The organism is Athalassotoga sp., assembly GCF_049965695.1.
In the GTDB taxonomy this organism is placed as follows: Bacteria; Thermotogota; Thermotogae; order Mesoaciditogales; family Mesoaciditogaceae; genus Athalassotoga.
In genome coordinates this window covers 16,469-42,173 of record NZ_JBMFWB010000008.1, presented here as the reverse complement: position 1 = coordinate 42,173, position 25,705 = coordinate 16,469, and the positions used below count along the sequence as shown (strand labels likewise).

26 protein-coding genes and 3 tRNA genes are annotated in these 25,705 nt (G+C 41.4%); 13 read left to right on the top strand and 16 right to left on the bottom strand.

The annotated features are described in order from the left end of the window. The first annotated feature begins 186 nt into the window (after window positions 1-186). The 6 genes from ACP5NR_RS03815 to pyrE are packed head-to-tail and all read left to right on the top strand — an operon-like array spanning window position 187 to window position 5,218. Complete coding sequence (locus ACP5NR_RS03815; protein WP_428004913.1) at window positions 187-1,107, top strand: aspartate carbamoyltransferase catalytic subunit; 921 nt, start codon at window positions 187-189, stop codon at window positions 1,105-1,107. Then, window positions 1,104-2,366, top strand: coding sequence for a dihydroorotase (locus ACP5NR_RS03810; RefSeq protein WP_428004912.1), 1,263 nt, complete (start codon window positions 1,104-1,106; stop codon window positions 2,364-2,366). Before ACP5NR_RS03815 ends, ACP5NR_RS03810 begins: the two co-directional genes overlap by 4 nt. Then, complete coding sequence (locus tag ACP5NR_RS03805; RefSeq protein ID WP_428004911.1) at window positions 2,320-2,982, top strand: hypothetical protein; 663 nt, start codon at window positions 2,320-2,322, stop codon at window positions 2,980-2,982. Before ACP5NR_RS03810 ends, ACP5NR_RS03805 begins: the two co-directional genes overlap by 47 nt. After that, window positions 2,967-3,869 carry a dihydroorotate dehydrogenase gene (locus ACP5NR_RS03800; RefSeq protein ID WP_428004910.1) on the top strand — a complete coding sequence of 301 codons (903 nt, stop codon included), beginning with the start codon at window positions 2,967-2,969 and terminating at the stop codon, window positions 3,867-3,869. The genes ACP5NR_RS03805 and ACP5NR_RS03800 overlap by 16 nt, the downstream gene beginning before the upstream one ends. After that, complete coding sequence (gene pyrF, locus ACP5NR_RS03795; RefSeq protein ID WP_428004909.1) at window positions 3,866-4,630, top strand: orotidine-5'-phosphate decarboxylase; 765 nt, start codon at window positions 3,866-3,868, stop codon at window positions 4,628-4,630. Before ACP5NR_RS03800 ends, pyrF begins: the two co-directional genes overlap by 4 nt. 9 nt (window positions 4,631-4,639) lie before the next feature. Beyond that, window positions 4,640-5,218: an orotate phosphoribosyltransferase gene (gene pyrE, locus ACP5NR_RS03790; protein WP_428004908.1), complete on the top strand. Its 579-nt coding sequence runs from the start codon at window positions 4,640-4,642 to the stop codon at window positions 5,216-5,218. Here the strand turns inward: pyrE and ACP5NR_RS03785 are convergent. From ACP5NR_RS03785 to proC, 6 genes are all read right to left on the bottom strand, one after another. Then, a complete protein-coding gene (locus ACP5NR_RS03785) occupies window positions 5,213-5,854 on the bottom strand; it encodes an N-acetylmuramoyl-L-alanine amidase family protein (RefSeq protein WP_428004907.1) in 642 nt (213 codons plus the stop codon). The genes pyrE and ACP5NR_RS03785 overlap by 6 nt on opposite strands. A gap of 80 nt (window positions 5,855-5,934) precedes the next feature. Next, complete coding sequence (locus tag ACP5NR_RS03780; protein WP_428004906.1) at window positions 5,935-6,396, bottom strand: hypothetical protein; 462 nt, start codon at window positions 6,394-6,396, stop codon at window positions 5,935-5,937. A 43-nt stretch (window positions 6,397-6,439) separates the two neighbouring features. Further along, window positions 6,440-7,411 (bottom strand): phospholipase D-like domain-containing protein, encoded by a 972-nt coding sequence (locus ACP5NR_RS03775; protein ID WP_428004905.1) that lies wholly within the window; start codon window positions 7,409-7,411, stop codon window positions 6,440-6,442. Then, window positions 7,408-8,433 carry a glutamate 5-kinase gene (gene proB / locus ACP5NR_RS03770; protein ID WP_428004904.1) on the bottom strand — a complete coding sequence of 342 codons (1,026 nt, stop codon included), beginning with the start codon at window positions 8,431-8,433 and terminating at the stop codon, window positions 7,408-7,410. The genes ACP5NR_RS03775 and proB overlap by 4 nt, the downstream gene beginning before the upstream one ends. After that, entirely contained in the window at window positions 8,430-9,674 is a 1,245-nt protein-coding gene (locus tag ACP5NR_RS03765) for a glutamate-5-semialdehyde dehydrogenase (RefSeq protein WP_428004903.1), read from the bottom strand. Before ACP5NR_RS03765 ends, proB begins: the two co-directional genes overlap by 4 nt. Further along, the gene (proC, locus tag ACP5NR_RS03760; protein WP_428004902.1) at window positions 9,664-10,440 is read right to left on the bottom strand and encodes a pyrroline-5-carboxylate reductase; all 777 of its coding nucleotides are present in this window, start codon (window positions 10,438-10,440) and stop codon (window positions 9,664-9,666) included. Before proC ends, ACP5NR_RS03765 begins: the two co-directional genes overlap by 11 nt. Window positions 10,441-10,669: 229 nt before the next feature. Between proC and ACP5NR_RS03755 the strand changes: the two genes are divergently transcribed. Then, on the top strand, window positions 10,670-11,563 hold the full coding sequence (locus ACP5NR_RS03755) for a bifunctional methionine sulfoxide reductase B/A protein (RefSeq protein ID WP_428004901.1): 894 nt from the start codon (window positions 10,670-10,672) through the stop codon (window positions 11,561-11,563). A 2-nt stretch (window positions 11,564-11,565) separates the two neighbouring features. Then, window positions 11,566-13,731: an alpha-galactosidase gene (locus ACP5NR_RS03750; RefSeq protein ID WP_428004900.1), complete on the top strand. Its 2,166-nt coding sequence runs from the start codon at window positions 11,566-11,568 to the stop codon at window positions 13,729-13,731. Window positions 13,732-13,756: 25 nt separating this feature from the next. On the opposite strand, the gene ACP5NR_RS03745 is transcribed toward ACP5NR_RS03750, so the two are convergent. From ACP5NR_RS03745 to ACP5NR_RS03700, 10 genes are read right to left on the bottom strand one after another with little or no spacing between them, the layout of a single operon-like run. Then, complete coding sequence (locus tag ACP5NR_RS03745; protein ID WP_428004899.1) at window positions 13,757-14,479, bottom strand: alpha/beta hydrolase; 723 nt, start codon at window positions 14,477-14,479, stop codon at window positions 13,757-13,759. Next, complete coding sequence (gene glf / locus ACP5NR_RS03740) at window positions 14,476-15,591, bottom strand: UDP-galactopyranose mutase (RefSeq protein WP_428004898.1); 1,116 nt, start codon at window positions 15,589-15,591, stop codon at window positions 14,476-14,478. Before glf ends, ACP5NR_RS03745 begins: the two co-directional genes overlap by 4 nt. Beyond that, window positions 15,591-17,375 (bottom strand): DUF2207 family protein, encoded by a 1,785-nt coding sequence (locus tag ACP5NR_RS03735; RefSeq protein ID WP_428004897.1) that lies wholly within the window; start codon window positions 17,373-17,375, stop codon window positions 15,591-15,593. The genes glf and ACP5NR_RS03735 overlap by 1 nt, the downstream gene beginning before the upstream one ends. 35 nt (window positions 17,376-17,410) lie before the next feature. Then, window positions 17,411-18,937, bottom strand: coding sequence for a ribonuclease Y (gene rny / locus ACP5NR_RS03730; RefSeq protein WP_428006002.1), 1,527 nt, complete (start codon window positions 18,935-18,937; stop codon window positions 17,411-17,413). 20 nt (window positions 18,938-18,957) lie between these two features. Beyond that, window positions 18,958-19,416, bottom strand: coding sequence for a regulatory protein RecX (locus ACP5NR_RS03725; RefSeq protein ID WP_428004896.1), 459 nt, complete (start codon window positions 19,414-19,416; stop codon window positions 18,958-18,960). Further along, window positions 19,394-20,440: a recombinase RecA gene (gene recA, locus ACP5NR_RS03720; protein ID WP_428004895.1), complete on the bottom strand. Its 1,047-nt coding sequence runs from the start codon at window positions 20,438-20,440 to the stop codon at window positions 19,394-19,396. The genes ACP5NR_RS03725 and recA overlap by 23 nt, the downstream gene beginning before the upstream one ends. Before the next feature lie 2 nt (window positions 20,441-20,442). Beyond that, a complete protein-coding gene (gene thpR, locus ACP5NR_RS03715) occupies window positions 20,443-20,985 on the bottom strand; it encodes an RNA 2',3'-cyclic phosphodiesterase (RefSeq protein WP_428004894.1) in 543 nt (180 codons plus the stop codon). Beyond that, window positions 20,982-21,521, bottom strand: coding sequence for a CDP-diacylglycerol--glycerol-3-phosphate 3-phosphatidyltransferase (gene pgsA, locus ACP5NR_RS03710; RefSeq protein WP_428004893.1), 540 nt, complete (start codon window positions 21,519-21,521; stop codon window positions 20,982-20,984). The genes thpR and pgsA overlap by 4 nt, the downstream gene beginning before the upstream one ends. Continuing rightward, on the bottom strand, window positions 21,518-22,801 hold the full coding sequence (rimO, locus tag ACP5NR_RS03705; protein WP_428004892.1) for a 30S ribosomal protein S12 methylthiotransferase RimO: 1,284 nt from the start codon (window positions 22,799-22,801) through the stop codon (window positions 21,518-21,520). The genes pgsA and rimO overlap by 4 nt, the downstream gene beginning before the upstream one ends. Beyond that, a complete protein-coding gene (locus ACP5NR_RS03700) occupies window positions 22,798-23,334 on the bottom strand; it encodes a DUF4416 family protein (RefSeq protein WP_428004916.1) in 537 nt (178 codons plus the stop codon). The genes rimO and ACP5NR_RS03700 overlap by 4 nt, the downstream gene beginning before the upstream one ends. Window positions 23,335-23,664: 330 nt before the next feature. On the opposite strand from ACP5NR_RS03700, the gene dprA reads away from it, so the two are divergent. The 5 genes from dprA (at window position 23,665) to surE (ending at window position 25,702) form a co-directional block, all read left to right on the top strand. After that, window positions 23,665-24,591 (top strand): DNA-processing protein DprA, encoded by a 927-nt coding sequence (gene dprA / locus ACP5NR_RS03695; protein ID WP_428004891.1) that lies wholly within the window; start codon window positions 23,665-23,667, stop codon window positions 24,589-24,591. Window positions 24,592-24,625: 34 nt separating this feature from the next. Beyond that, window positions 24,626-24,702 (top strand) — tRNA-Arg (locus tag ACP5NR_RS03690). A gap of 7 nt (window positions 24,703-24,709) precedes the next feature. After that, window positions 24,710-24,785, top strand: a tRNA-His gene (locus tag ACP5NR_RS03685). Window positions 24,786-24,790: 5 nt separating this feature from the next. After that, window positions 24,791-24,867, top strand: a tRNA-Arg gene (locus ACP5NR_RS03680). 70 nt (window positions 24,868-24,937) lie between these two features. Continuing rightward, window positions 24,938-25,702 carry a 5'/3'-nucleotidase SurE gene (gene surE / locus ACP5NR_RS03675; RefSeq protein WP_428004890.1) on the top strand — a complete coding sequence of 255 codons (765 nt, stop codon included), beginning with the start codon at window positions 24,938-24,940 and terminating at the stop codon, window positions 25,700-25,702. Window positions 25,703-25,705: the final 3 nt, after the last annotated feature.

Below are 25,705 nucleotides of genomic sequence, written 5' to 3'. Positions count from 1 at the left end.
TAAACCAGTTTGGCATATATACCAAACTCATTTTAAAAGCCGAATAGTCATTTACTGTGAGCGAAGGGCAGGATGCCTCCGAGATGGCCTCCGCAGCGCAGCGAGGACCAGACATCGAGCGAGGCATCTGCCGGAGCTAATATTTTGAATCTAAACCAGTTTAGCATATAACGAAGGGAGGAAAAAATGAGTATTCTTGGAAAAGATCTTTTTGATGTCGATGTCTTAACCGGAGATGACGTCATGTCGATATTTCAAATGGCAAAAAAGTTCAAAGAAAGTGGTTTTACAAAGAAATGGACGTCTCTGAAGGGCAAAACGATATGTACACTTTTTTTCGAATCCTCGACAAGAACGAGGATTTCTTTTGAAATTGCGGCCAAACGACTCGGCTCCGATGTTGTGAATTTCACCGCTTCAACGAGTTCACTCAATAAAGGAGAATCATTCAAAGATACCGTCAAAACTCTCGACGCCATGGGAATAGATCTTTACGTCATAAGACATTCCGAACCCGGAAGCCCGATGATGTTGAAAAAATACACCCAATCACTTGTCATAAATGCGGGAGACGGAATTCGAGGCCATCCGACTCAGGCGATTTTAGACGCATACACCATGTGGGAAAAATTCGGAAAGTTAGAAGGGCTGAAAGTCACAATTGTCGGAGATATACTTCACAGCAGGGTAGCAAGATCGAATGTCAAATTGCTCACAAGTATGGGAGCAGAGGTAACTCTCACGGGTCCGGCGACCTTAATGCCGTTAAACGTTGAAAATTACGGTGTCAAAGTCTCTTACGATGTTAAAAAGGCGGTTTCAAATTCAGACATAGTTATGGGATTGAGGATGCAACTTGAACGTCAAAACAGCACATTTTTTTCATCGCTTGACGAATACAACGAGTTTTACGGCATAACGCCAGAAATCATGAAATATGCAAAACCAAATTCGATTTTCATGCATCCCGGTCCTATGAACAGAGGTGTGGAGGTAATCGAATCGGTTTCCGATTCGGATTCATCTTTTGTTGAAGAACAGGTGACAAACGGTGTGTTTGTAAGAATGGCTTTGTTAAATCAAATGCTTGGAGGTGTTGTCGAATGATCTTTGATAACGCAAATATCTTCGATGGAGAAAGATTTCATAAAGGATCTTTTGCTTTTAACACATATTTTGAGGATCAAGACGATGAAAAATTGGATCTCGACGGACTTTGGGTCTTGCCGGGTCTTGTTGATACACACGCACATTTAAGAGATCCCGGCCAGACAAGAAGAGAAGATCTCATCTCCGGTACCAGATCCGCCGCTCACGGCGGAATAACGACGGTTTTTGCCATGCCTAACACCACTCCTGCCATAGACAGCGAGGCAATGGTGCTTTACATCAAAGAAAAATCACAGCACGCAAAAGTAAACGTTAAAATCGTGGGTGCCATAACAAAAGGGAGAGAAGGAAAGGAACTCACCGAAATGCACAGAATGGCGCGCGCAGGTGTCGTTGGATTTTCAGATGACGGAAATTTTTTGAGCGATGCTTCCCTGGCACGCCATGCGATGGAGTACGCACATGAGATCGATCTTCCAATAATCTCTCATTGTCAGGACAGAGATCTCGGAGCCGGACACATGAGAGAAGGATGGTATTCGACGCTTTACGGCATATATGCCATGCCGGATGTCGCAGAATCGATAGCCGTTTCGCGCGAGATAGAACTTTCTTATCTGACAAAGGCACATGTGCACATAGCCCATGTGTCAACGGCAAGGTCTGTAAAACTCATAAGGCAGGCGAAAAAAGACGGAATAAACATCACGTGCGATGTATGTATTCACCACCTTGTTTTCACGGATGAAGACCTTCACGATTACGATACATCAAAAAAGATAAATCCTCCTTTCCCAACGGCAGAGGATCAGGTTGCGCTCTACGAAGGCCTTGAAGATGAAACGATAGACGCGATAATAACAGATCATGCACCTTACACGGTCGAGGAAAAAGAAGTCGAATTTCAATCGGCACCATTTGGAATTCTCGGCTTTGAAACACTCCTCAACGAAATTTTGATGGCCTCTCAAAAAGGCATAAAAGTTGAGTTGCTTTTGAAAAAAGTTACATCAGATCCTGCAAAATTGTACAAATTAAACGAGGGCAGAATACAAAAAGGTTTGCCGGCGAATTTTGTCATCTTCGATCCGGACCAAAAGTGGACCATTTCAAGAAATACGATACAATCAAAATCAGCAAACACGCCATTTTTAAACAAAACCATGAACGGCAAAGTTATAGCGACTTACGTTAATGGAAGGCAGGTGTATGGAAATGTTGAAAGTTTCGGAAAAGGGATCTTACGTCTTGCTTGAATTGCCGTACAACGGCAAAGCCATGCCAGGTCAGTTTTTCACGATAAAAACCAAAACAGGTCCTTACATTCCGAGACCTTTCAGTGTATACGACTTAAAAGATGGCAATTTGAAATTTCTCATCAAAACCGGAGGAGAAATACAGCAATTTCTCGATGAGGACATCATCGTTGATGGACCATTCGGAAACCCCATTTCAAAGATCGATGACGTGCTGCTCATAGCAGGAGGGGTAGGATATGCCCCAATCCATTTTTACGCTCTTGCCTATGGTTTTAAAGAAATGATAATAGGGATGCTGGATGATGAACTTTTCGATTTTGTGGATATACCGGATCATTGCGTATGCGTTGTAAACCCAACGACTCCTGTGGATCTGGCAAAATTATCTCCTCTGAAAAACATTTTAGTTTGCGGCCCTCATGAAATGATAAAGGGGCTCAAGCGTGATCTGCCCGAGAGTACACTTTACGCGATAATGGAAGAGAAAATGGCATGTGCACGCGGCATGTGTGAAGGTTGCGCCGTGATGACGAAAGACGGTGTGAAATTTGTTTGCAAAGATGGTCCGACTTTTAAAATTTCGGAGGTTGATTTAGAATGGACTTATCAGTAGAAATAGAGGGCATTCATTTTAAAAATCCAATTGTAACGGCCTCCGGTCCTTTGGGGTTTGGAGATGAGTTCTTCAAATACGTCTCTCCAGGCATCATAGGCGGTTTTACTTCAAAAACGGTGACACCAAAGCCGGTAACAGGTAACATGCCTCCGCGTCTTGTTTACATTCAAAATGGTCTTTTGAATTCGATAGGCCTTCAAAATCCAGGAGTTGATCTTTTTATCCAAAAAACAGCGCCATTTCTTCCCGAAAAATGTGTCAGAATAATTTCGGTCGGAGGAGAAAATCCCGAAGATTTTGCAGATGTAACAAGAAAAGTGGAAAAATTCGCCGATATGATAGAGGTAAACCTGTCATGCCCAAACGTCGGTGGAAAAGTGATAGTTTCAGATTCCCAACTCACAAAAGAGATATTGTCGGGTTGCAAAGCGATGACGAAAAAACCTTTGATAGCCAAATTATCACTCGATTTAGATGTCATACGACAATCTCAAATTGCCATAGATTCAGGTATCAAGATCGTGAATATCGGAAATTCAATTCAGGGTGCAAAATTCAATTTCAAAACGGGAAAGCCATTTCTTAAGAATGTAAAAGGCGGATTAAGCGGTCCTGCATTTATGCCGATCGCGTTATGGAAAGTTTATCAGGTAAAAGAAGCCTTTGAAGATCTCACGGTAATAGGGCTTGGCGGAGTTACAAAAGCCGAAGATGTCATGGAATACGCGATCGCCGGTGCGTCAATTGTTGAAATAGGAACTCAGGCCATGATAGATCCAAAATCTATTCAAAAAATAATTGAAGATCTCAAAAATATGCTTGAAGCGCTTAAACTCGATTTCAAAGAGGTTGTAAATGTTTCGCACAGAGGAGGATTCCGATGAAATTCACAGAAAAGATAAGAAGCAGAATGCATAAGGTTGGAAATGTGTTGGTCATAGGCCTTGACTCGGACGTTGAAAAACTGCCAAAAAAATTCCCCCAAAATGCCCAGGGCATATATGAATTTAACAAATCGATCATCGAAAAAACCGGAGATATTGTATGTGCGTACAAGATCAATTCAGCATTTTACGAAGCACTCGGCCCCGAAGGAATGAACGCGCTTTTAAAGACGAGAGATCTCATCGGGGATCTTCCGGTGATATACGATGTAAAACGTGGTGACATAGAATCGACGGCAAGATCTTACGCAAAAGCCGTCTTTGATTTTTTTAACTTTGACGCCGTAACTCTTTCTCCGTACATGGGGGCAGATGCGATAGATCCTTTCTTGAATTACAAAGACAAATATGCTTTCGTCGTATGCCTTTCTTCCAATAAAAGCGCAATTGATTTTGAGTATCATGGGACACCGCCGCTTTACGCAAAAGTGGCGAAATTCGTCGATGATAAAAACAAAAAATACGGAAATTGCGGCCTTGTCGTCGGTGCTACCGTTAGCGAAAAACTTCTTGAGATATCCCTAATGGCAAAAGAAAGCATTATATTGATTCCGGGTATAGGCACACAAGGGGGAGACGTTGAAGCCACCATGAACTCGGTTGAACATGACAGAATTCTCGTGAATGTTTCGAGATCCATAATTTTTTCAGAAGATCCTTCAAAATCGGCACGTGAATATTCCAAAATGCTTTCTATATGAGGTGAAATGATGGATTACAAAAAAATACTTGAAGAAACGGATGCCTTAATTCATGGGCATTTCTTGCTGTCTTCCGGACTGCATTCGGATTCTTACATACAATGTGCAAAGGCACTTAGATTCCCATGGTATGCCGAAGAATTGGGTTACGGAATTTCTCTTAAAATTTCCGCTTACAACCCAGACTGTATAGTTTCACCTGCAATAGGAGGAATTATAATAGGATACGAAGTTGCAAAGCATCTCAATATCCCATTTCTTTTCACCGAAAGAGAAGATGACGGCCTGATGAAATTCAGGCGCGATTTCGATCCTTCCACATTTAAAAGGGTTGCAATAGTTGAAGATGTTATAACCACAGGAAAATCTACGAAAGAAGTGATAGAACTACTTCGAAAACACGGCGTTTCCGCCATTTGCACCGCTTCAATCGCAAATAGAGGGAATCTAATTGAAATAGAAGGACTTCCAATAGCAACACTTGTGGAATTGCCCTTGAACAATTACAAAGCGACGGAGTGTCCTCTTTGCAAGCAAGGAATTCCTCTCGTCAAACCGGGCACAAGAAAATTCGTCATGGGATCATGATCCAAGTGTTTCAAAATATTCGAGTATCGCCATATCGTATATGACAGCCTCACGCCAGAGATTTTTGCTGCTCTTTAGCCATTGTTCTCTCGCTGGATTGGACATAAAGCACGGTTCAACGAGAATGGCCGGAACTTGAGCATATCTCAGCACCGTGAATTCTTCTCTTATTAAATTTCCATTTGTGCCAAAAAAATTTTCGAATGCTTTGAGAAATATACCGGCGGCAAACTTCGAAGCGTTGGAAGTGCTCCAGTAGAAAACCTGAGGTCTGTCTACGTTTGGCGCTCCTTGAATGGAATTGTGCGCGATTGATATAAAAAGATCGGCGCTTGCTTGATTTGCGATTTCTATTCTCTGTCTGAGCGGTACGTAAGTATCCGTAGATCGCGTTAAAATCACATTTGCACCTTGAATTTTAAGTAACTGGGCAAGATCGAATGCAACGATAAGATTTATGTTTTTTTCAAGTAAGCCTGTCGGTCCTATCGCGCCAGGATCGGATCCTCCATTTCCGGGATCCAAAACTATGGTTTTACCAGTTAAAACTTTATCCACGATAATTTGACCATTTGCAAAAACGGAAAGCGCTAAAATTGAAAAAATCAAAATAGAAAGTAGCGCCACTTTTTTCATTCAATCATCTCCAAGATCGATTATACCGCAAAGCAAACAAAAAGTCCTCCTCTACGGAGGACCTTTGTATCAAAATCAATTTAGAAAACGTAGAACCATCCTGTTGTCCAACTAAATCCCGGCGAAGATTGCAAAGGCCAGCCCAATCCAATTGCCGTGTAAGAAAGTATTTTACTGCTTATAAAGGGCAAATTAGCGTTTAAGATAACGGCCGGGCCAACAAAAACTGCGGGATAAAAACCGTAAAAAGCATCAAGTTCGGCGTCGGCAACAGCGCCGTATCCGATATTCAAATTGCCTATTTCCTGGCCATTTGTGGCTTTTCCGAAATCGAAATTGTAAAGATCTCCGAGTTTCATCCCGCCACCGATCATCGCACCAAGAGGAAAGGAAAATCCAACGTAAGCAAAGGTAGAAGGAGTTAATTCTGTTCCAACCGAAAGTGCATAAGAAACTACCCCGTCTGTAAATCCGATCATCAAAGCAAAACTCGCAACACTTATCGCCAAAATCATTACCACGACAACAACAGCACTCTTCATGTGTATACCCCCTTATTTGAAGTTTGAGAGATTATAACATTTTTCAGTTTGAAATGTAAAGTGCCTCAAAATTGTCAAGATACCTCAATGAAATTTCTTTGGAATGAAGGATGACTACCGTTTCATCATTTTTCCTTTCAGCAGAAAGAGTTAAATTGTAAGATCCTGTTATGACTACCGGATCGATTCCACGTGGATCGATGATGATGTACTTGTGGTGAAACAGGCCTTTGGACAGATGATATTTTTTGACAAATGAAAATTCTTTCATCTCTGGCACAAAACTGTAAGAGGATGAATTCCAACTTTCATCGGCCAGCACTCTTACCTTCACTCCTTTCTCATCAAGGGTAGCGAGTGTAAGTGCAATTCGAGGATCTGAAAAGGAATAAATGGCAACATCCACTTCTGACTTCGCATGCTTAAGCATTTCAAGAATAGATTCGAATGTTTCTTCGGAAGGTGAAAAGCATACCTTCATTCTGACGTTATCGACGAAGAGCATTCCAGATTCATCGTCTTTTGAATTCTCAAAGTACCCTTCTCTCATCTTTCGGAAATCTTTTTCAAAAACATCGGCGATTTCTGGTGATTCAAAAATCATGGAATTGTTGAAATCCTGGTAAAACCCGGAATTTGTCAAATTTGTGGAACCAAACCATACATATTTACCATCCACTATCATGTATTTCGAGTGCATAAGGCCGTTGTTCAAAGGATCGGCAACGATATCAAGATCGGAAAGCATCTTTATGTTTTTAACGTAATTTTCTCCTTCCATGACAATTCTAACATCAAGACCTTCAAAGGATTTTGCCCTCAAAAGTGAGATCACATCCTCATCGTCAAGACTGTAAATGGAGATATGAATGGATCTGTGTGCCGAACCGATGAGTTCGAGTACCGAATTTTTGAGTTGACCCGCATCAGGTGGAAGATTAAAAAACACTTCCCATGCAAAGGCGGACAAACAAGAAAAAATCAAAAAAATCAAGAAAAGAAATGTCTTTTTCATTTTATCAACACCATGATTTTATCGGCATGGCAAATTTCATCATGACCTTTTAACTTTCCTTTAACCGTGTTTTCCACAACACTGCTGGAACAATTGACGGTGGCCATTGCTATGGTCTGATCTTTGTTTATTATCTCGACCGTATCATCTTTTGAAAACTTTCCTTCGCACGAAATAACTCCTACCGGCAAAAGACTTTTTCCTTTGAAGATTGCCGCTTTCGCACCGTCATCTACGTAAATTTTCCCTTTGGGCTGGGCAACAAAACCAATCCATGCTTTTTTCGCATTCGGCCTTTTTGAGGGCCTGAAGATCGTTCCTTCCGCTTCTCCGTTTAACATCTTTGTCAAATTCATCTTTTTTCCATTTGTTATGATGGCAGTTATGCCGGCCTCCGATGCCATCTTTGCAGCCTTTATCTTCGTTGAGATCCCGCCGCTTCCCCAATTCGTTCTTCCTAAGTTTGCTATAATTTTTCTTTCATCGAATTCATCTATCACATTTCCCCCTTGATCGAAGACTCCATTCACGACCGAAAAAAGCACAAGCATGTCTGCCTTCAGCCCGATGGATAAATAGGCCGAAAGCGTATCGTTGTCTCCGACTTTGATCTCTTCAGTTGCGACAGTGTCATTTTCGTTTATTATCGGAACAACTCCAAAATGCTTCAACGAATCGATCGTGTTCATTATATTTATGAATCTTTTTCTGTTTGAGAAATCTTCTCTCGTAAGCAACAACTGCGATACCACTTTGCCAAACTTTTGGAATTTCTCCGAATAAATCTTCATGAGTTCTATCTGACCTATGGCGCAAAGCGCCTGCTTTTCTGAAAGTTTTGCGCCCTTCGATTTGAGTATCCCATACCCGCCGGCCTTCGCACCGGATGAGACTATGAAGATCTCGTGGCCCGCATCCATGGCCTTTGAAACTTCGGATGCAATTTTTTCGATAAAGGTTTCGTCTATCTTTCCGTCTTTTGCGACAAGCAGGTTGCTTCCGAATTTAACGACGCATTTCATGACCTTATCTGTCCTTCACCGTGAATTACGTATTTGTAAGATGTTAACTCGTTCAACCCGACTGGACCGCGGGCATGGAGTTTTTGGGTACTTATGCCTATCTCGGCGCCAAATCCGAACTCTCCACCGTCGGTAAATCTCGTCGAGGCATTGACGTAGACTGCCGCCGCATCGATTTCAGATGTGAATTTCATGGCATTTTGGTAATTGTTCGTTATTATGGACTCCGAATGCTTTGTGCCGTATTTCGTTATGTGATCTATCGCCTCGTCTATGTCTTTGACGATTTTGATGCCGAGTATGAGATCAAGATATTCGGTCGGCCAGTCTTCATCCGTTGCCCTTTTCATGGATGGAATTATCTTCAGCGATTCCTCGCATCCTCTCATTTCGACGTTTAGCGCTTTGAGTTTGTCGTAGAGCATGGGAAGAAAAATTCCGGCCACCTTTTGATGGATTAAGGCCTTCTCTGCGGCATTACATGTACCGGGCCTTTGAACTTTGGCATTCTCTATTATTCTCAGCGCCATATTTAAGTCCGCGGATTCATCGACGAAGATATGACAATTTCCGGCGCCAGTCTCGAGGGTTGGAACGGTCGCATTTTGAACTACGAAATCTATGAGGGACTTGCCCCCTCGCGGAATTACAAGATCGAGATATGCCCTCATCTTTATCATCTCTTCGACGGCGTTATGCGATGTGTCCTCGATGAGTTCTACCGCATTTTGATCGAAATCTGCCGCTTTAAGGCCTGATTTTATCGCATCAACAAGTGCCGCGTTGCTGTTCTGGGCCGAGGCACTGCCCTTTAGCAGCACGGTGTTGCCGCTTTTTAAACACAGTATCGCAGAGTCTACCGTGACATTTGGTCTGCCCTCGTAGATCATGCCGATGGCACCTATCGGAACTTTAACCTTCGTTATTCTCAATCCATTCGGCAGGGTCCATCCATTTTCTATTTTCCCAACAGGATCATCGAGATCTACGATTCTCTTTATCGAATCTATCATCGAACCTATCCTTTTATCGTTCAAAAGTAACCTATCGATGATGGACTCAACCATCCCGTTCTTTCTTGAGGCTTCAACGTCTATTCTGTTACCTTCAAGGATATTTTTTCTGTTTTTGTCTATGGCACCGGCGATCGATCTCAAAGCCTCATTTTTCCTTTGACTGCTCATAAGGCCGATCGATTTTTTTGACTGCGCGACCTTTCTTGCGAGTTCTTCAACTTTCATGTGAATCATCCTGTAACTCCAGCGCTTTTTTGTAGGTGTCGAAGATCATCTTCATGAGTATTCCCCTCAATCCTTCACGCTCTAAAGAGTATATGCCCTCTATCGTCGTTCCTCCCGGAGAGGTGACAAGATGGCGAAATTCTCCGGGATGTTTTCCTTCTTTTTGAAGTAACTCCGCAGATCCCTTTATCGTTTCTATGACGAGTTCCATCGATGTATCGTAAGAAAGGCCAAGTTTCATGCCCGCATCGACAAGCGCCTCTATTATGACGAAGATAAAGGCAGGACCGCTTCCGCTTAAGGCCGTCACGGCTGCGAAGTGTTTTTCCTCTATTTCCACAAGTACTCCAAAGTTTGAAAGCAAAGATTTGACGATTTGCTTTTTATCGTCGGTGAATTCTTCGGAATACGTTATGCCTACAACACCCTTTCCTATCGATATCGGTATGTTGGGCATGATCCTGACGATGTTCCCATCTAAATGGGATTTTATCGTCGATATCTTCAAACCTGTTACGGTGCTTACGATTATACCGCTTTTTACTTTTATCCTTTTGAGTGCGCTTATCGCATCCTGAGGCTTTACGCAAAAAAACAAAATGTCCACATCCGGCATTTCTTCTATTTTTGAAAATATTTGCGCTTTATTTTGAAATCGTTTCAATTTCTCCGTTCTTCTGTTCACAAGCACGAGATCGTGATCGTCGATCAGTGCCTCTGCAATTATCGTTCCTATGTTTCCGACACCTATTATCCCTATCTTCATTTGAACCTCCTTTCCTAATTATACTAAACAAAGTTCAAATTCCGATTGCCTTTGACTACTTACTCGTTACCGATCACGCATCACTGTTTTTTCTACGTGCTACGAGCCATACGCTACCTGCCATTAAGGGCACCTGCCGCAGCGGTGATTTGGTTAAAGTTGGCTCAGTATATGTTTAGTATAGTATAATATAATTGTCATGTAGTTCATATAACGTGGAGGTATTATGATGAAAAAAGACATGCTTAAAAAACTCGATCCATATGAAGAATTTGTGATAATCAAGAAAGGAACTGAAAAGCCTTTCACCGGTAAATACAACGATTTCTACGAAAAGGGAACCTACGTTTGTAAAAGATGCGGGTTGCCACTTTATAAATCAAGCAGCAAATTCAAATCTGAATGCGGATGGCCAAGTTTTGACGAAGAAATACCCGGTGCCGTAAAGAGACAGATGGATGCGGATGGTCAAAGAACGGAAATAACATGTGCCTATTGCGGATCACATCTTGGCCATGTTTTTGAAGGAGAAGGGTACACCTCAAAAAATGTAAGACATTGTGTTAATTCAGTGTCGATGGAATTTGTGCCGGATGGAGAAAAAGTCCAAAGGAATAGGGCGTTTTTTGCCGCAGGATGTTTTTGGGGAACAGAGTACATGTTCAAAACTTTCAAGGGTGTCCTTGACACGAGGGTGGGATACATGGGTGGAAAAAAGAAAAATCCCACTTACGAGCAGGTATGTACAGGTACCACAGGACATTTCGAAACGGCAGAGATAATATACGATACTTCAGAAGTCGATTATGCAACTCTTGTAAGATTTTTCTTTGAAATTCACGATTTTTCCCAGTTTGACGGTCAGGGACCCGATATAGGTGAACAGTACAAAAGCGTGATCTTTTACACGGACGATGCTCAAAGGCAAGTCGCCGAATCCGTGAAAAAAGAACTTCAAAAGATGGGAAGAGTTGTTGCCACGGAAATAAGACGTGCTTCAGACTTTTGGCTTGCGGAAGATTACCATCAGGATTATTACGAAAAGACCCACAAAGTTCCATACTGCCATTACAGAAGAAGTGTCTTTTCGCCTGAGGTTTTTAAGGTTAAGAACGAGGAATGATCATGCCCATATTTTTTGATGAATCCAAAAAAACCTTTAACCTTTTTTCGAAAGACATGCAGTACACGATGTACGTCGATCAAAATGAAAGGTTATGTCATGCTTACTGGGGAAAAAAGATAAGGGCGCTTGATATCGATCATATCGCCAATTTTTACAAAATGGCTTATGGATCAAATCTTTCCCTTGAACTTCTTCCTCAGGAATATCCCGCTTACGGAGGAACGGATTTCAGAAGTCCTGCCTATCAGGTGCAATTTGAAGATGGATCTACGGTCTCGGATTTGAAATACGCAGGCTATAAAATTTACGATGGAAAACCAAAATTAGACGGTCTACCCGCAACTTACGTTGAAGACGAAGACGAAGCCCAAACCATCGAAATTTATTTGCACGACGGCATCGGAGGGTTAGGCGTAACTTTAACTTACACCGTGTTTGAAAAATTTCAGGCCATCGCAAGAAGTGTAAGATTCAAAAATGAAAGTTCAAAACAGATAAAGATATTAAGGGCATCCAGCGCGAATGTGGATTTTGAAGACGATGATTTTGTGATGATTCAACTTTCTGGTGCGTGGGCACGTGAAAGAAACATCGTAAAAAGGCATCTTGTGTCCGGCATTCAATCCATCGAAAGTCGAAGAGGTGCAAGCAGCCATCAACAAAATCCTTTTATCGCGCTTGCAAGACCAAACACAGATGAATGGGAAGGAGAAGTTTACGGATTTAGCCTTGTCTACAGCGGAAATTTCCTTGCTCAGGTTGAAGTCGGTCAATACGAAAGTGCAAGGGCATCCATTGGCATAAATCCTTTTGACTTTTCATGGCTTTTGGAACCATCCGAAACATTTCAGACACCGGAGGCAGTTATAACCTATTCATATGAAGGCTTCAACGGTATGTCTCAAACATATCACAAACTCTACGGCACAAGACTTGCACGCGGCAAATACAGAGACGCGGAAAGGCCGGTACTCGTGAATAACTGGGAGGCCACGTATTTCAATTTCAACGAGGAAAAATTACTTACAATCGCAAAAGAGGCAAAAACGCTTGGCATAGAACTTTTTGTCCTTGATGACGGCTGGTTTGGAAGAAGAGATGCGGATAATTCTTCTCTCGGAGACTGGTTCGTTGACAAGAGAAAATTGCCTGAAGGTCTTGATGGCCTTGCTAAAAAGATAAACGAGATCGGAATGAAATTCGGTCTGTGGATCGAGCCCGAGATGGTTTCACCTGATAGCGATCTTTACAGGGCACACCCGGAATGGTGCATTCACGTCAATGGCAGAGAAAGAAATTTGAGCAGAAATCAACTCGTTTTAGATTTCTCGAGGCAGGACGTATGTGATTACATGATAAAGACGATATCAGAACTTTTGAGAAGTGCAAATGTAAGTTACGTCAAATGGGACATGAACAGAAACATGACAGAGATAGGATCTGATGCTTTGCCTCCCGAGAGACAAAGAGAGACAGCCCATAGGTATATTCTTGGCCTTTACAGGGTTATGGATGTCGTAACTTCGTCCTTTCCAAATGTGCTTTTTGAAAGTTGCGCAGGAGGCGGGGGAAGATTTGATCCGGGTATGCTTTATTACATGCCTCAGACATGGACAAGCGATGATACCGATGCGATAGAAAGGCTTAAAATTCAGTACGGAACAAGTTATGTCTATCCACAGGTAATGATGGGAAGTCATGTATCCGATGTCCCAAATCATCAGGTTGGAAGGGTTACATCCGTAGAGATCAGATCACATGTGGCGATGAGTGCGAACATGGGCTTTGAACTTGATCTGACAAAAATTTCTGAAGATGAAAAAGTGAAGGTCAAGTCGTACATCTCCGAATACAAGAAAATGAGAAAATTGATTCAATTCGGTAATTTTTACAGGCTTTTGAGTCCTTTTGATGGAAACGAAGCCGCATGGATGATTATCGACGAAAAAAAGGATGAATTTTTACTTTATCACTTCAAAATACTGGGCATGCCAAACGCGAAAAACAAAAGATTGAGGCTTAAAGGCATATCAACTGATAAAAATTACAAATTGGAAGGCACAGACGAAATTTACGGTGGAGATGAACTTACCTTTGAGGGAATAACCATTCCATATAGGCATGGAGATTTCCAAAGTGCTTTGATGCATTTCATAAGTATCTGAAAAAGGCGGAAAGTATTCCGCCTTTTTACAGATTACTTTCAAAAAATTTCACAGTTTCCGCTATAACGCGTTCTGACCAATCGTAAGAACTGAAAACATGATCCGATCCTTCAATTGGAAGAAGCGTTCCTTTTTTGAATTCTTTAACGAGTGATTGGCTATGTTCAAAAGGTACAGATTGATCCGATGTGCCATGAATTATAAGGGTGGGTTTTTTGTATTTCTTTGCCTCGTCAAAGGCATCGAATGTCAAAACTTCTTTGGTGAATTCTTTGGATACCCTTATTCCACCGACGTCAAAAAAGCGGAGATCTTTAGGAACAGATGGAATACCCTTTGAAAACACTTCTTTATTTTTCGCCGCCGGCGCCCACAGGCAAAGCGCATCCGGATCAATTCGTTCGGCAGTCAAAAGCGCGATCGTTCCACCCATTGAAAGGCCCAGCACGCCAAGTTTGTTGTCAAAGTTCATTCTCGTGTACTCAATGACTTTGAGCGCATCGGAAATCTCAGAAGAAAGTGTCATCTTTTCGAAAGGCCAATCGCTATTTCCGGAACCTCTGAAGTCAAACCTTACAGACGATATGCCGGCCTTTTCAAGAGCCTTAGAAAGCCGTGCGAAGATAAAATGCGCTTCCACATGACTTCCGGTAAAGCCGTGGAACATGACAACGACAGGGGTATTTTTACCCGTACTGTTTATAACCGTGAATATTTTGCCTTTGTTTTTCAAATTTACAGTTCTCATTTTTTCCTCCTTAGCCATTCTTCCACTTTGTTAAAAGTTCTTGCGATAACCTCATCCATGTTGTAATATCTATATTCTGCAAGTCTGCCGATGAAAAGGTACTCTCCAGACTTCTCGATTTTCGAGACTTCTTTCGTGTAAAGTTTGCTTTTGTTAGCATTTTCTTCTGTCATTACGACGTAATACGGTTCTCCGCTGTCAAGCGGATATTCGTAACAGACAGTTGTAAGGTCTGATTTCTGGCCTGTCATGTGTTTAAACTCCGTTATACGTGTCCAATCATAGTCATTTGGATAATTAACGACCGAGACAGGCTGATAGTACTCTTGACGGTAGGTCCTGAAATCTAATTTCAGAGATCTGTATTCGAGATCTCCGTGAATTTTTCCGAAGAATTCATCCAACTTGCCGGTGTAAACCGTCATAACAGGCTTCATTTCAGATTTTATTTCAAAATAATCGCAATTCGTTAAAATCGATATATCGGGATGATCAAGCATCTTTTCAACCATCTTTGTGTATCCGTGAATCGGAAGTCCTTGATAGGGATCTGAAAAATATCTACCATCACGGTTAGATCTCGTCGGAATTCTTTTCGCAATTTCAGAAGAAAGTTCAGATGGCATTCTGTTCCATTGCTTTTTAGTGTAATTCATGAAAAATTTCTCGTAAAGCCTTCTGCCCACCTGAGAAATAACCGCATCTTCAAAATTGGCGGGAGGATTTTTGAACTCCGAACGTTTGACCTCAGTGCTAAGAAATTCATCAACTTCTTCTATTGACAGATCTATTCCGAATATTTGAGAAATCGTATCTCTGTTTATAGGAAAAGGCACGTACATACCGTCCACATAACTTAAGACCCTGTGCTGGTAATAATTCCACGACGTAAAACGGCTCATAAATTCAAAGACAGGCCTGTTTTTTGTGTGAAAAATGTGAGGGCCGTAGGTATGAATCAAAATTCCATCTTCGTTAAATTCATCATAAGCATGTCCGGCAACATGGTTGAGTTTTTCAACGATCAAAACACGAAATCCCGCTTCTGCAAGTATTCTTGCTGAGGTTGCGCCGGCAAGACCGGATCCTACGACGAGCACAAAATTTTTCATCAAAAGCCTCCTCTTCCACCGCCGCCAAAACCACCGCCAACATTACCGCCAAAACCTCCTCCACCGAAATTACCCATGTTTCCAACCTGCTGAACGTTGGCATTTATCATCGCACTCTGTGGCAACATTATCAAAGAATCGTACCAGATCATGGTTGTAAAGGCAGGGAAAAACGGATCGGATTCCACGATCTCTGGCGGATTAACCTCTTTTATGGCTTTTATGACATGTTTCGCTATTCCGAGGCTCGTTCCGTAAACAAGATATTGTTTCCAGATAAGTATCGATTCCGGAGGTTTTTCCTTTATCAAAGAGTAATCCATAAGATATTTTTCAAAATGTTTCCATCGCAGATAGTAAGTTCTGCCATCTTTTGTCCATCTTCCAAAAATGTCCCGTGGAAGCATGAGTATTATCCAGGAGGTGACCCAATCCGCAAAAGTTACCCAACTCAGAATCATCAAAAGATTGGGATATGCCCGACCGTCATAAATGTTCAAGAGAACCAGTACGATTGGAAGGATCATCAAGGCAAAAACAGTGACGACCTTCGTTATCGTGTTGCCGAAGGTAAGCAGGTAATTTCTGGTTTCTGCATCGGTCAAGACTTTCATTTTCCAATCAACAAAAGCGTTGTTGAATTTTTGCGCTTTTTGAATATTTCCTTTCATCGATTCTCCGATAGCACGCGGATCGAAAATTCCATCTATCGAAAATGGCTTGATTACGTTGTAAAAAAGCATTTTTTCGCTTTCACTCAAAGGCTTCTTGCCATCAAGCACTTTAAAAGCATTTTCACCCGAAAACTCGAGATAACCTTTATCGACAAGGTTAAGAATTGCGGCGGCGAATCCGTCCGAATCCGGTTCGGATATGAGTCTTTTGACAACCGAATTCACAAGTTCGGGAGGATCGTCAAATGGAATCTCTCTTTCGTATTCCGTAACATCAACTTTTGGTTCGATCCCAAAAAGTCTTCTAAAAAGTAAAGGAATTAAAGGTATCAGAACTATCAGCAGCGCTATCCAAAACCATTGCCAGAAAATGCCGTGTGAATATGCGTTTTCGATCCCTTCAACTTGATTCAGCGTCATCGAAAGAGGGGAAGCATATTTAACGTTTGTGAGTGGAAATACCACCCTTGCTTCGGCATAGGTGTTGGGAGGGATGTTGTGATATGTTATGGTAAAATCATGCTTTCCGTTCATCACGATCTGGTGCTGAAGATCAAGCGGGTGAGGGAAGATCTTATCGATGTTGAAATTCGAGGGGAAAATGTAATGAACCGTCAACAACGGCACCCAGGAAGGTGTGCCTTTACCCCAGAATTTGTAAAAGAATTGAGAAAAATCACTTCCATTTTGAAAGCCACCGGTAACATCGTAAGAAAGGTTCATCACAACGTTATCGCCCCCCGGCTTCGGAATGGTATATCCGTTGTTCAAATAGACAAGCAGATCGAAGCCGGATTGATTTAAATTTCCTTCGGTTTTTTGGATGGTTGCCCCTTGAACAGATAATTTGAAATTACTCATTGAAACGCCATTCGGAAATTGCGTGTAAGGAGCAAGGCCATGGTAAGGTTTGGTAAATGTGTAATAATCATTTTCGGATATGTGGGCAACTCCGTTTGAATCGACGTTAACGGTCACATTGACTTTATCAACCCTTAAATTCGATGACCATGCGGCAAAGTAACCATTTACGTAAAAGGTTAAAAGTAAACCCACAACTACCATGGCTAAAACAACGACAATCTTGAGAATCAAAGCGCCATTTTTCAAGAATTTTCCTCCTTACATTTTAATCCCGTCATGGTTTATTTCGCGTACTCAACGCTTCTTTTTTCTCTTATGACCACAACTTTGATCTGACCAGGATATTCCATCGAAGATTCTATTTCTTTGGCGATATCGTAAGCCATCTTGTCCGCCAGTTGATCATCGATCTTGTCAGGTTCAACGATAATTCTGATTTCACGGCCCGCTTGAATCGCATATGCCTTTGTCACATTCTTGTGTGTTGTCGCTATTTCTTCAAGTTTCTGAAGTCTTTTTATGTATATCTCTATGCTTTCTCTTCTTGCACCGGGTCTTGAAGCACTTATCGAATCGGCGGCGGCAACTAACACTGACTCCGGCGTTTGAAACGGAACTTCTTCGTGATGCGCTTGGATCATGTTAACGATGGCATCCTTTTCTCTGTACCTTCTGGCAAGTTCACCACCGATCATGGCGTGAGTTCCCTGTACTTCGTGATCTACCGCTTTGCCTATATCGTGTAAGAGTGCACCTCTTTTGACCTTTTCGATATCAAGACCTATTTCTTCCGCCATCATCGCGGCTATTTGTGCGACTTCGATGGAATGGTAAAGCACATTTTGACCGAAACTCGTTCTAAATCTTAATCTTCCAAGCAATTTTATGAGTTCGGGATGCATGTTGGATATTCCAACCGTCAGTATGGCCTTTTGACCTTCTTCGTGTATCATCTTTTCGATCTCTTTTTTCGATTTGTCGTAAAATTCTTCTATCATTGCCGGATGTATTCTGCCGTCTTCTATGAGTTTCTCAAGCGTCATTTTGGCTATTTCACGTCTGAGCGGATCGAAGCAAGAAAGTACGACACTTTCGGGAGTATCATCTATTATTATATCGACGCCGGTAAGGTTTTCGAAGGCTCTTATGTTACGACCCTCTCTTCCTATTATCCTTCCTTTCATATCATCGTTCGGAAGTTCTACGGACGATACGGTTATGTCTCCGACGTAATTACTGGCGTATCTTTGAACTGCGGTGCTTATCACCCATTTTGCTTCATTTTCCGCCTCTTCAGCGTATTTTTCTTTCATTTCGGCGTACATCTTTGCAATTGTTCTTTCCATCTCTTCTTTTGTCATGTTTATGACGAGTTGTCTTGCCTGTTCTTGATTCAAAGACGCTATTTCATGCAATTTGTCTTCTTGTTCTTTTACAAGTTGGCCTACTCTATCTTTTTCTTTCTCAAGGTTCAACCTCAAATCTTCTATCTTTTCTTCCTTTTTAGAAAGCGATTCTTCTCTTTTGGCTACGGTTTCTTCACGTCTTACAAGCCTGTCTTCGACCTGTTTTAGATCATCCTGCTGTTTTTTGACCTCTTTTGAGAAAGATTCCCGTAAAGTGGTTATTTCCTGTTTTGCCTCTATGATCATCTCTTTCTTTGTTTTTTGGGCTTCTTCTTGTGCATTTTTAACGATGCTATCTGCATCTGATTTTGCAATTCTTTGATCTTTGAGAATTTTTGACTTTCCGAATTGATATCCTATTAAGGCTGCAAGTATCACACTTGGAACCAGAATAATTATCATCAAAATTACATTATTCATCATCATGCCTCCATTTCTTTGGAGATCTCACGCAACAATCGTTTTACGATGTAAGGATCGAATCCTCTGTTTACAAGTTTTTGAAAAAGTTTGTCTTCCGGATCTTTTTGATGCGCTTTTTTAAAGCGCTTAAAAATTTCTTTGAGATCGATGTCATTTAAAACTTCATCAATTACCTTTGCGATGATCTCCCTTTCTATTCCAAATTCTTTTAATTCATATTCAACGTATTTTGGCCCTTTAAATCTAATTTCGATCTGATCTGAAGCGTAAAGTTTCGCGAATTTAAGATCGTCTAAAAAACCTTTCCGCTTAAGTTCTGAAACCAAATCATTTACGATATTTTGATCGTATCCTTTTTCTTTCAATCTGTTAGAAATTTCAAATTCGGATCGAGCCCTTGATTTCAAAAGTCTAAAGGCATCTTTCCTTGCGTTTTCAAGATTCTTTTCCTTCTCCATCGGAAACTCTCAAAAGGCCGTGAGCCTCTCTTATTCTTTTTTCAATTTCATCTGCAATATCTTTGTTGTCTACAAGATATTGAACTACGTTGTTTTTACCTTGCCCTATGCTTATTTCTTTTCCGTCAAGGCCGGTATAACTGAACCATGATCCTTTCTTCGATATGAATCCTTCGTTAACGCCTAAGTCAACGAGTTCATTCTCCCTGACTATGCCTCTTCCGTAGATTATATCGAAATGCGCTTCTTTAAACGGGGGAGCAACCTTGTTTTTAACAACTTTAACCCTTGTTTCATTTCCAATTACCTTGTCGCCTTCTTTTATTGCTTCTCCGCGTCTTATATCAAGCCTCACGGTCGCGTAAAATTTAAGGGCGTTGCCACCCGAGGTGGTTTCCGGATTTCCAAACATAACTCCGATCTTCATTCTGATCTGGTTTGTGAAGAGTACTATCGACCTTGACTTACTGACATTTGAGGTGAGTTTTCTTAAAGCCTGTGACATGAGACGGGCTTGAAGGCCTATTTGAGTATCTCCCATGGCTCCTTCAATTTCGGCTCTTGGTGTCAGGGCAGCGACAGAGTCTATGACGACCATATCTATGGCATTCGATCTCACCAAAGTGTCGACTATTTCCAAGGCCTGTTCTCCACTGTCAGGCTGCGATATCACGAGTCTTCCCACATCAACGCCAAGATTTCGCGCGTAAGATGGATCAAGGGCATGTTCAACATCTATGAAAGCAACCGTTCCCCCAAGTTTTTGAGCCTGAGCAAGGGCATGAAGCGTAAGGGTTGTTTTTCCGCTTGATTCAGGACCGTATATCTCCACAACCCTGCCACGAGGATATCCTCCGACTCCGAGTGCTATGTCGAGCGATATAGAACCCGTTGGAATCGTTTCTATATTCTTGACGATCTCTTCTTCACCCAATATCATTATCGATCCTTTTCCAAAATCCCTTTCTATCTGTTTTATAGCGCTTTCAAGAGCCTTTTCCTTTCCAGTTGAATCTTCAGCCATTTTTAACCTCCAAATATGCTTTTGTGAACGGAACTGTACACCGAGCCGTTGTGAGTTAAAGTCGATGAAAAAAGTTCGACAGCATTGCATTCAAAACTCACAGGCTCGTAAGTGATGTTAGAGATAATCTCGCCCCAGTTTTTCGGTATTCCTTTCAACCTTCCAACTGTAAGATGAGGTGTAAATTTTTCTTGAAACGCAAAACCATGCTTTTTCAGTTCAACATTCAATTCTTCGTAAAGATTTAAAACTTCACTTCCTTCGCATTTCAACCAAACGACACGGGGAAGCCCCTTGGAAGGAAATAAACCTATTCCGCTTACCTTCATCAAAAATGGTTTAAAGGGCGGAATTATCCTGTCCATAAGGACTTTGACAACTGAGATTTCTCGGTTGTCGATATCTCCAAAAAAGAAAAGCGTGAGATGGGCATTTTCTTTTTTTGGCCAACTGCCGAAAAAGCCGTTGGTTTTGAGAAAATCTTGTATTTTCGTTATCTGTGTTTCCACTCCTACATTTGTTCTTATGGCCATGAACGTTCTCAATCTTTGAGTACCTCCCAATTTTTGACGAAATACTCGATTCCAGATACGACCGTCATGATCAGGGCAATCCACATCAAAATGATGTTTAAAGTCCATCCAAAGACGGAATTCACGTTGTAAAATAGCACAAAAATTATGAAAAGCATCTGGAATGTCGTCTTGAACTTGCCCCACCAACTTGCCGCGATCACTTTTCCGTTGGCTGCTCCCATCATCCTGAGACCACTAACGGCGGAATCTCTTGCTATTATGGTTATCACAAACCAACTTGCAACGTAACCCATCTGAAGAAAAACAAGCAAAGCCGCATCTACAAGTATTTTATCGGCCATCTGATCGAAAAACTTTCCAAGCGTTGTGACTTCGTTCATGGATCTTGCAACTCTTCCGTCAAGAAAATCCGTTATAGACGCTACGACAAAAAATATAAGAGCGGCAAGAGCCATACTTTTATCATGAATCAATGCGGTGTACATGAAAGGAATTACAAACAAAATTCTCAAAAGGGTAAGTCTTGTGGCAAGGGTGATTTTCATACAACCTCTCCTTCAAGATCGTAGAATTCATATGATTTCACGGCCACATTCGCAAATTCTCCCATTTCAACCTTGTTTGCCGAAGAGAAATGTATTGCACCATCAATTTCGGGTGCATCCATGTAAGTTCTTCCTACATACATCCCATCTTCAATTCCTTCAACGATCACTTTGAACTGCTTACCAACGAAAGATTTGTTTTTTTGAATATTTATCTCTCTTTGAAAATCCATAATGCCTTCAAATCTTGACTGTGCAACGGTCTTCTTGACCTTTGGCAGCAAACCATGCGCTACCGTTCCTTCTTCGTCAGAATAAATGAAAACACCTACTCTGTCGAATTTCACATCTCCGAGAAAATTGAGAATTTTTTCGAAATCCTCATCATTTTCGGACGGAAATCCGGTTATGAACGACGTCCTAAAGATCGCATCTGGAATGCGTTCTCTGATGTAAGAAATTTTATCCTCTAAAAGTTTGACATCCGGATTTCTTTTCATCATTTTGAGAATTCTTTCTGAGGCATGTTGAACGGGTATGTCAAAGTAGTGAAGAATTTTTCGCGATTTTGCAATAGTTTCGACCAATGCTTCATTCACACCGTCTGGATAAAGGTAAAGCAGGCGAATCCAAAAATCTCCCGGTATATTATCCATATCCAAAAGCAAGTCGATTAAAGTTTTCCCCCCGTCAGCATATCCCGTGGAATCCTGTGAAACGAGTATGATCTCTTTTTTACCGGTCTTAACCAAAAATTCAACTTCTTTGAGAATGTCTTCGTAATCCCTGTTTTTCAGAGGACCTTTTATTGACGGGATGGCACAAAACGTACACTTTCTGTCACATCCATCTCCGATCTTGACATAAGCGTAAGGCGTATCGGTTGAAGTCCTTCCCAAAAAACCGTAAACGGGTTCCGGTGATCCATAAAATTCAGAAAAATTTTCTACCGCATCGGCAACACGCTGGGGCGACACTACGCCAAGAAATGCATCAACTTCCGGTATTTGCACTTTGAGCGCTTTAAAATAACGTTGCGCCAAACATCCATGCACTATTATTTTAAATGACTTATTTTTTCTGAATTTTATAACATCGAATATCTCATCAATGGATTCTTTTTTTGCGTCGGACACAAAAGCACACGTGTTTATTACAGCCACGTTTGCATCCTCAAGATCATCTACAATTTCATGACCTCTTCCCATCAGTATGGCTTTTACGACGTCAGAATCTGCTTCGTTTTTTGGGCAACCAAGTACATCCATCCATACTTTCATGACCTTTTTAAATCTCTCTTCTTTTCCATGTACAAAGTCCTTATTTTTTCAAGTTCTTCGATGTACTCTGGCGTTCTGTAATTGGGATAGGTCATTTCCCAGGCACGAAAATGACCGTTGAGAAAAAGTAAGGTTATTTCCGCATATATGCCATTCTTAAGATATATCCTGCTTCCCCATGACTTTGTGGATGCAAGCACAAATTGACTGTGATAGATGTAACCGGCATCTATGTTAAAAACTCTTTTTCCGTTGATCGAAAAGTCCATCTCTATTTGATTTGTGATCAACTTTACGTCAGCAAGTTCGGAAGGATGAATAAGAATTTCAAAACTCAATATTCTGCTTTGAAGTGGTTTACCCATCTCTTCTTCGTAGTAAGACGTGAATTCAGAGAAATCTAAAGGTCTGGATATAAAATCGATCTTTCCAAATCTATACTCTAAAGTATCAACTACATCCTTTATCCTGTAATTTACATCATTTCCAAAAACAACACATACAAGATTAACAAATTCAGGACTTTTGATCATTCCCACTCAGATCACCACACATCGAAATCTGAAAAAATTATATCATAATTCCATTTGAAGAGAAAATTATGTCATCTGTTGTGATATCATCAATATGGTAAGAGCCGAAGAAATACGGCGCCTGGTTCGTAGCCGGTAGCACGTAGTAAAAAGAGATCAGGGATCAGAGATTAGAGAAATTTATGACACGTAACGCGTGATCAGCAAAGCAACGCATAGCAGGTGGCGGGTAGCACGTGAAAAAAAACAGTCACGGGTAACGAGTAAGCAGTGAGCAGAAAAAGCACTTCACCTTTGTGATTGATCGATAGTAAATTCATGGGGGATATCATGAGAGTAGAAGAGGCGATTTCAAAACTTTTAAACAAAAGCACCTATTCAAAAGAGGTAAGTGAAGAAATAAGAAGATGTGAGGCACTTAAGATCGATCTTATTCCGATCGGAGACGAAAGATATCCAGTTACGCTCTCACAGATAAGCGATCCACCGTCGGTACTTTACGTTATTGGAAATGAAAAGAGTGCGATGAACAATTTTTCGATAGCCATAGTTGGTTCAAGGATGGCTACTTCTTACGGAAGGGCTGTTGCGGCTAAAATATCCGCCGAACTTTCCAAAGCAGGCGTTGTGATAGTAAGCGGCCTTGCACACGGCATAGATTCGGTGGCACACGAAGAAGCGGTGAAAAATGGCCTTACGATAGGTGTGTTGGGAACGGGAATAGACATAATTTATCCCAGATCGAAGGCCACGCTTTTTCAGAAAGTCATGGAAAAAGGATGCTTGATAAGTGAATTTCCGCTTGGAACTCAACCGAATAAATGGACTTTCCCGAAAAGGAACAGAATCATAGCAGGCCTTTCAATGGGTGTTGTCGTCGTTGAGGCATCTTACAAAAGTGGTTCTTTGATAACGGCACGCCTTGCTCTCGAAGAAGGAAGAGAGGTTTTCGCGGTCCCAGGTTCTATTTTCTCCGCAACAAGCGAGGGTACAAATAATCTTATAAAGCATGGAGCGAAATGCGTCTCTTCGGTGGAAGATATATTAGAAGAATTTGGTTACGTAAAAAGAGTTGAAAATAAAAGATCTCCTTCCGATCCGATTCTCGATACTCTGAAGGACGGGCCAAAAACTTCAGAAGAAATTTCGATGCTTTTATCGACGCCGATCGAAGAAATAAACACAAGACTCACCATGTTTGAAATAGATGGGATTATATCAAAAGATTTAATGGAAAAATTCAGATTGAACTTGTAATCGAAAAAACGATGTGATATAATTTTTCACGTAAGCGCCCATAGCTCAATTGGATAGAGCAACGGACTTCTAATCCGTAGGTTGCAGGTTCAATTCCTGCTGGGCGCGCCAGAGCGTGGTGGTTGTAGCTCAATTGGTAGAGTGTCGGACTGTGGATCCGAATGTTGTGGGTTCAAGCCCCACCAGCCACCCCAAAGTTGCGCCTGTAGCTCAATTGGATAGAGCGTCGGACTTCGGATCCGAATGTTGCGGGTTCAACTCCTGTCAGGCGCGCCACGTTACCCACCTCTTGTTAAGAGGTGGGTTTTTGTTGTAAAATAAATGAACAAATTTTGGAGGTGATCTGATGAGAATACTCATAACGAATGATGATGGTATAATGTCAGAGGGAATTATAATTCTTGCCAGAAAGTTATCAGAAGTAGGAGAGGTGCACGTTGTCGCGCCGGACATAGAAAGAAGTGCAACAGGGCATGCGATAACCATAAGAAATCCTTTATGGGCCAAAGAGGTTAAATTTGGCAATGAATTTTTTGGATATGCCGTTAACGGGACGCCTGCAGATTGCGTCAAACTCGGAATTCAGGCTATTTTAGGTGACAAAAAAGTTGATCTTGTTTTGAGTGGCGTAAATAAAGGAGCAAATTTGGGAACAGATGTTATGTATTCAGGAACAGTTTCTGGAGCACTTGAAGGTGCCATGATGGAAGTGCCATCGATAGCGATTTCAAGTTGTTCGACAAGCAATCCTAATTTTATGTCGGCCACCAAAGCGCTTGTTGAATTGATAAAGCACATAGATTTCAGTAATTTTCCAAAATTTTCTGCCATAAATTTGAACGTCCCGGCAGTCGATTACGATGATCTCAAAGGATTCAAGTTAACTCATCAATCGAAGAGAAGGTTCAGAGACTTTTTTGAAGCAAGGCAAGATCCTTTTGGAAATACATACTACTGGATGTTGGGTGAGATCGTAGAGGATGACAGAGATCCACAGGCAGATTATCATGCGGTTGAACAGGGATATGTTTCCGTAACACCTATAACGATGTTTCACAACGATCCCGAATTCATGAAGATTTTGAAAAAAGAAAGTTTTTTTGAACATTGAGAA

Coding starts and splice junctions, on each gene's coding strand:
- ACP5NR_RS03805 (WP_428004911.1), top strand. CDS start 2,320: ATGGAAATGTTGAAAGTTTCGGAAAAGGGATCTTACGTCTTGCTTGAA.
- ACP5NR_RS03775 (WP_428004905.1), bottom strand. CDS start 7,411: ATGAAAAAGACATTTCTTTTCTTGATTTTTTTGATTTTTTCTTGTTTG.
- pgsA (WP_428004893.1), bottom strand. CDS start 21,521: ATGAAAATCACCCTTGCCACAAGACTTACCCTTTTGAGAATTTTGTTT.
- ACP5NR_RS03785 (WP_428004907.1), bottom strand. CDS start 5,854: ATGAAAAAAGTGGCGCTACTTTCTATTTTGATTTTTTCAATTTTAGCG.
- rimO (WP_428004892.1), bottom strand. CDS start 22,801: ATGAAAGTATGGATGGATGTACTTGGTTGCCCAAAAAACGAAGCAGAT.
- ACP5NR_RS03800 (WP_428004910.1), top strand. CDS start 2,967: ATGGACTTATCAGTAGAAATAGAGGGCATTCATTTTAAAAATCCAATT.
- pyrF (WP_428004909.1), top strand. CDS start 3,866: ATGAAATTCACAGAAAAGATAAGAAGCAGAATGCATAAGGTTGGAAAT.
- glf (WP_428004898.1), bottom strand. CDS start 15,591: ATGAAAAATTTTGTGCTCGTCGTAGGATCCGGTCTTGCCGGCGCAACC.
- surE (WP_428004890.1), top strand. CDS start 24,938: ATGAGAATACTCATAACGAATGATGATGGTATAATGTCAGAGGGAATT.
- pyrE (WP_428004908.1), top strand. CDS start 4,640: ATGGATTACAAAAAAATACTTGAAGAAACGGATGCCTTAATTCATGGG.
- dprA (WP_428004891.1), top strand. CDS start 23,665: ATGAGAGTAGAAGAGGCGATTTCAAAACTTTTAAACAAAAGCACCTAT.
- ACP5NR_RS03750 (WP_428004900.1), top strand. CDS start 11,566: ATGCCCATATTTTTTGATGAATCCAAAAAAACCTTTAACCTTTTTTCG.
- proC (WP_428004902.1), bottom strand. CDS start 10,440: ATGAAGATAGGGATAATAGGTGTCGGAAACATAGGAACGATAATTGCA.
- ACP5NR_RS03725 (WP_428004896.1), bottom strand. CDS start 19,416: ATGGAGAAGGAAAAGAATCTTGAAAACGCAAGGAAAGATGCCTTTAGA.
- ACP5NR_RS03765 (WP_428004903.1), bottom strand. CDS start 9,674: ATGAAAGTTGAAGAACTCGCAAGAAAGGTCGCGCAGTCAAAAAAATCG.
- ACP5NR_RS03780 (WP_428004906.1), bottom strand. CDS start 6,396: ATGAAGAGTGCTGTTGTTGTCGTGGTAATGATTTTGGCGATAAGTGTT.
- ACP5NR_RS03810 (WP_428004912.1), top strand. CDS start 1,104: ATGATCTTTGATAACGCAAATATCTTCGATGGAGAAAGATTTCATAAA.
- rny (WP_428006002.1), bottom strand. CDS start 18,937: ATGATAATTATTCTGGTTCCAAGTGTGATACTTGCAGCCTTAATAGGA.
- recA (WP_428004895.1), bottom strand. CDS start 20,440: ATGGCTGAAGATTCAACTGGAAAGGAAAAGGCTCTTGAAAGCGCTATA.
- ACP5NR_RS03815 (WP_428004913.1), top strand. CDS start 187: ATGAGTATTCTTGGAAAAGATCTTTTTGATGTCGATGTCTTAACCGGA.
- ACP5NR_RS03755 (WP_428004901.1), top strand. CDS start 10,670: ATGAAAAAAGACATGCTTAAAAAACTCGATCCATATGAAGAATTTGTG.
- ACP5NR_RS03700 (WP_428004916.1), bottom strand. CDS start 23,334: ATGATCAAAAGTCCTGAATTTGTTAATCTTGTATGTGTTGTTTTTGGA.
- proB (WP_428004904.1), bottom strand. CDS start 8,433: ATGAAATGCGTCGTTAAATTCGGAAGCAACCTGCTTGTCGCAAAAGAC.
- ACP5NR_RS03745 (WP_428004899.1), bottom strand. CDS start 14,479: ATGAGAACTGTAAATTTGAAAAACAAAGGCAAAATATTCACGGTTATA.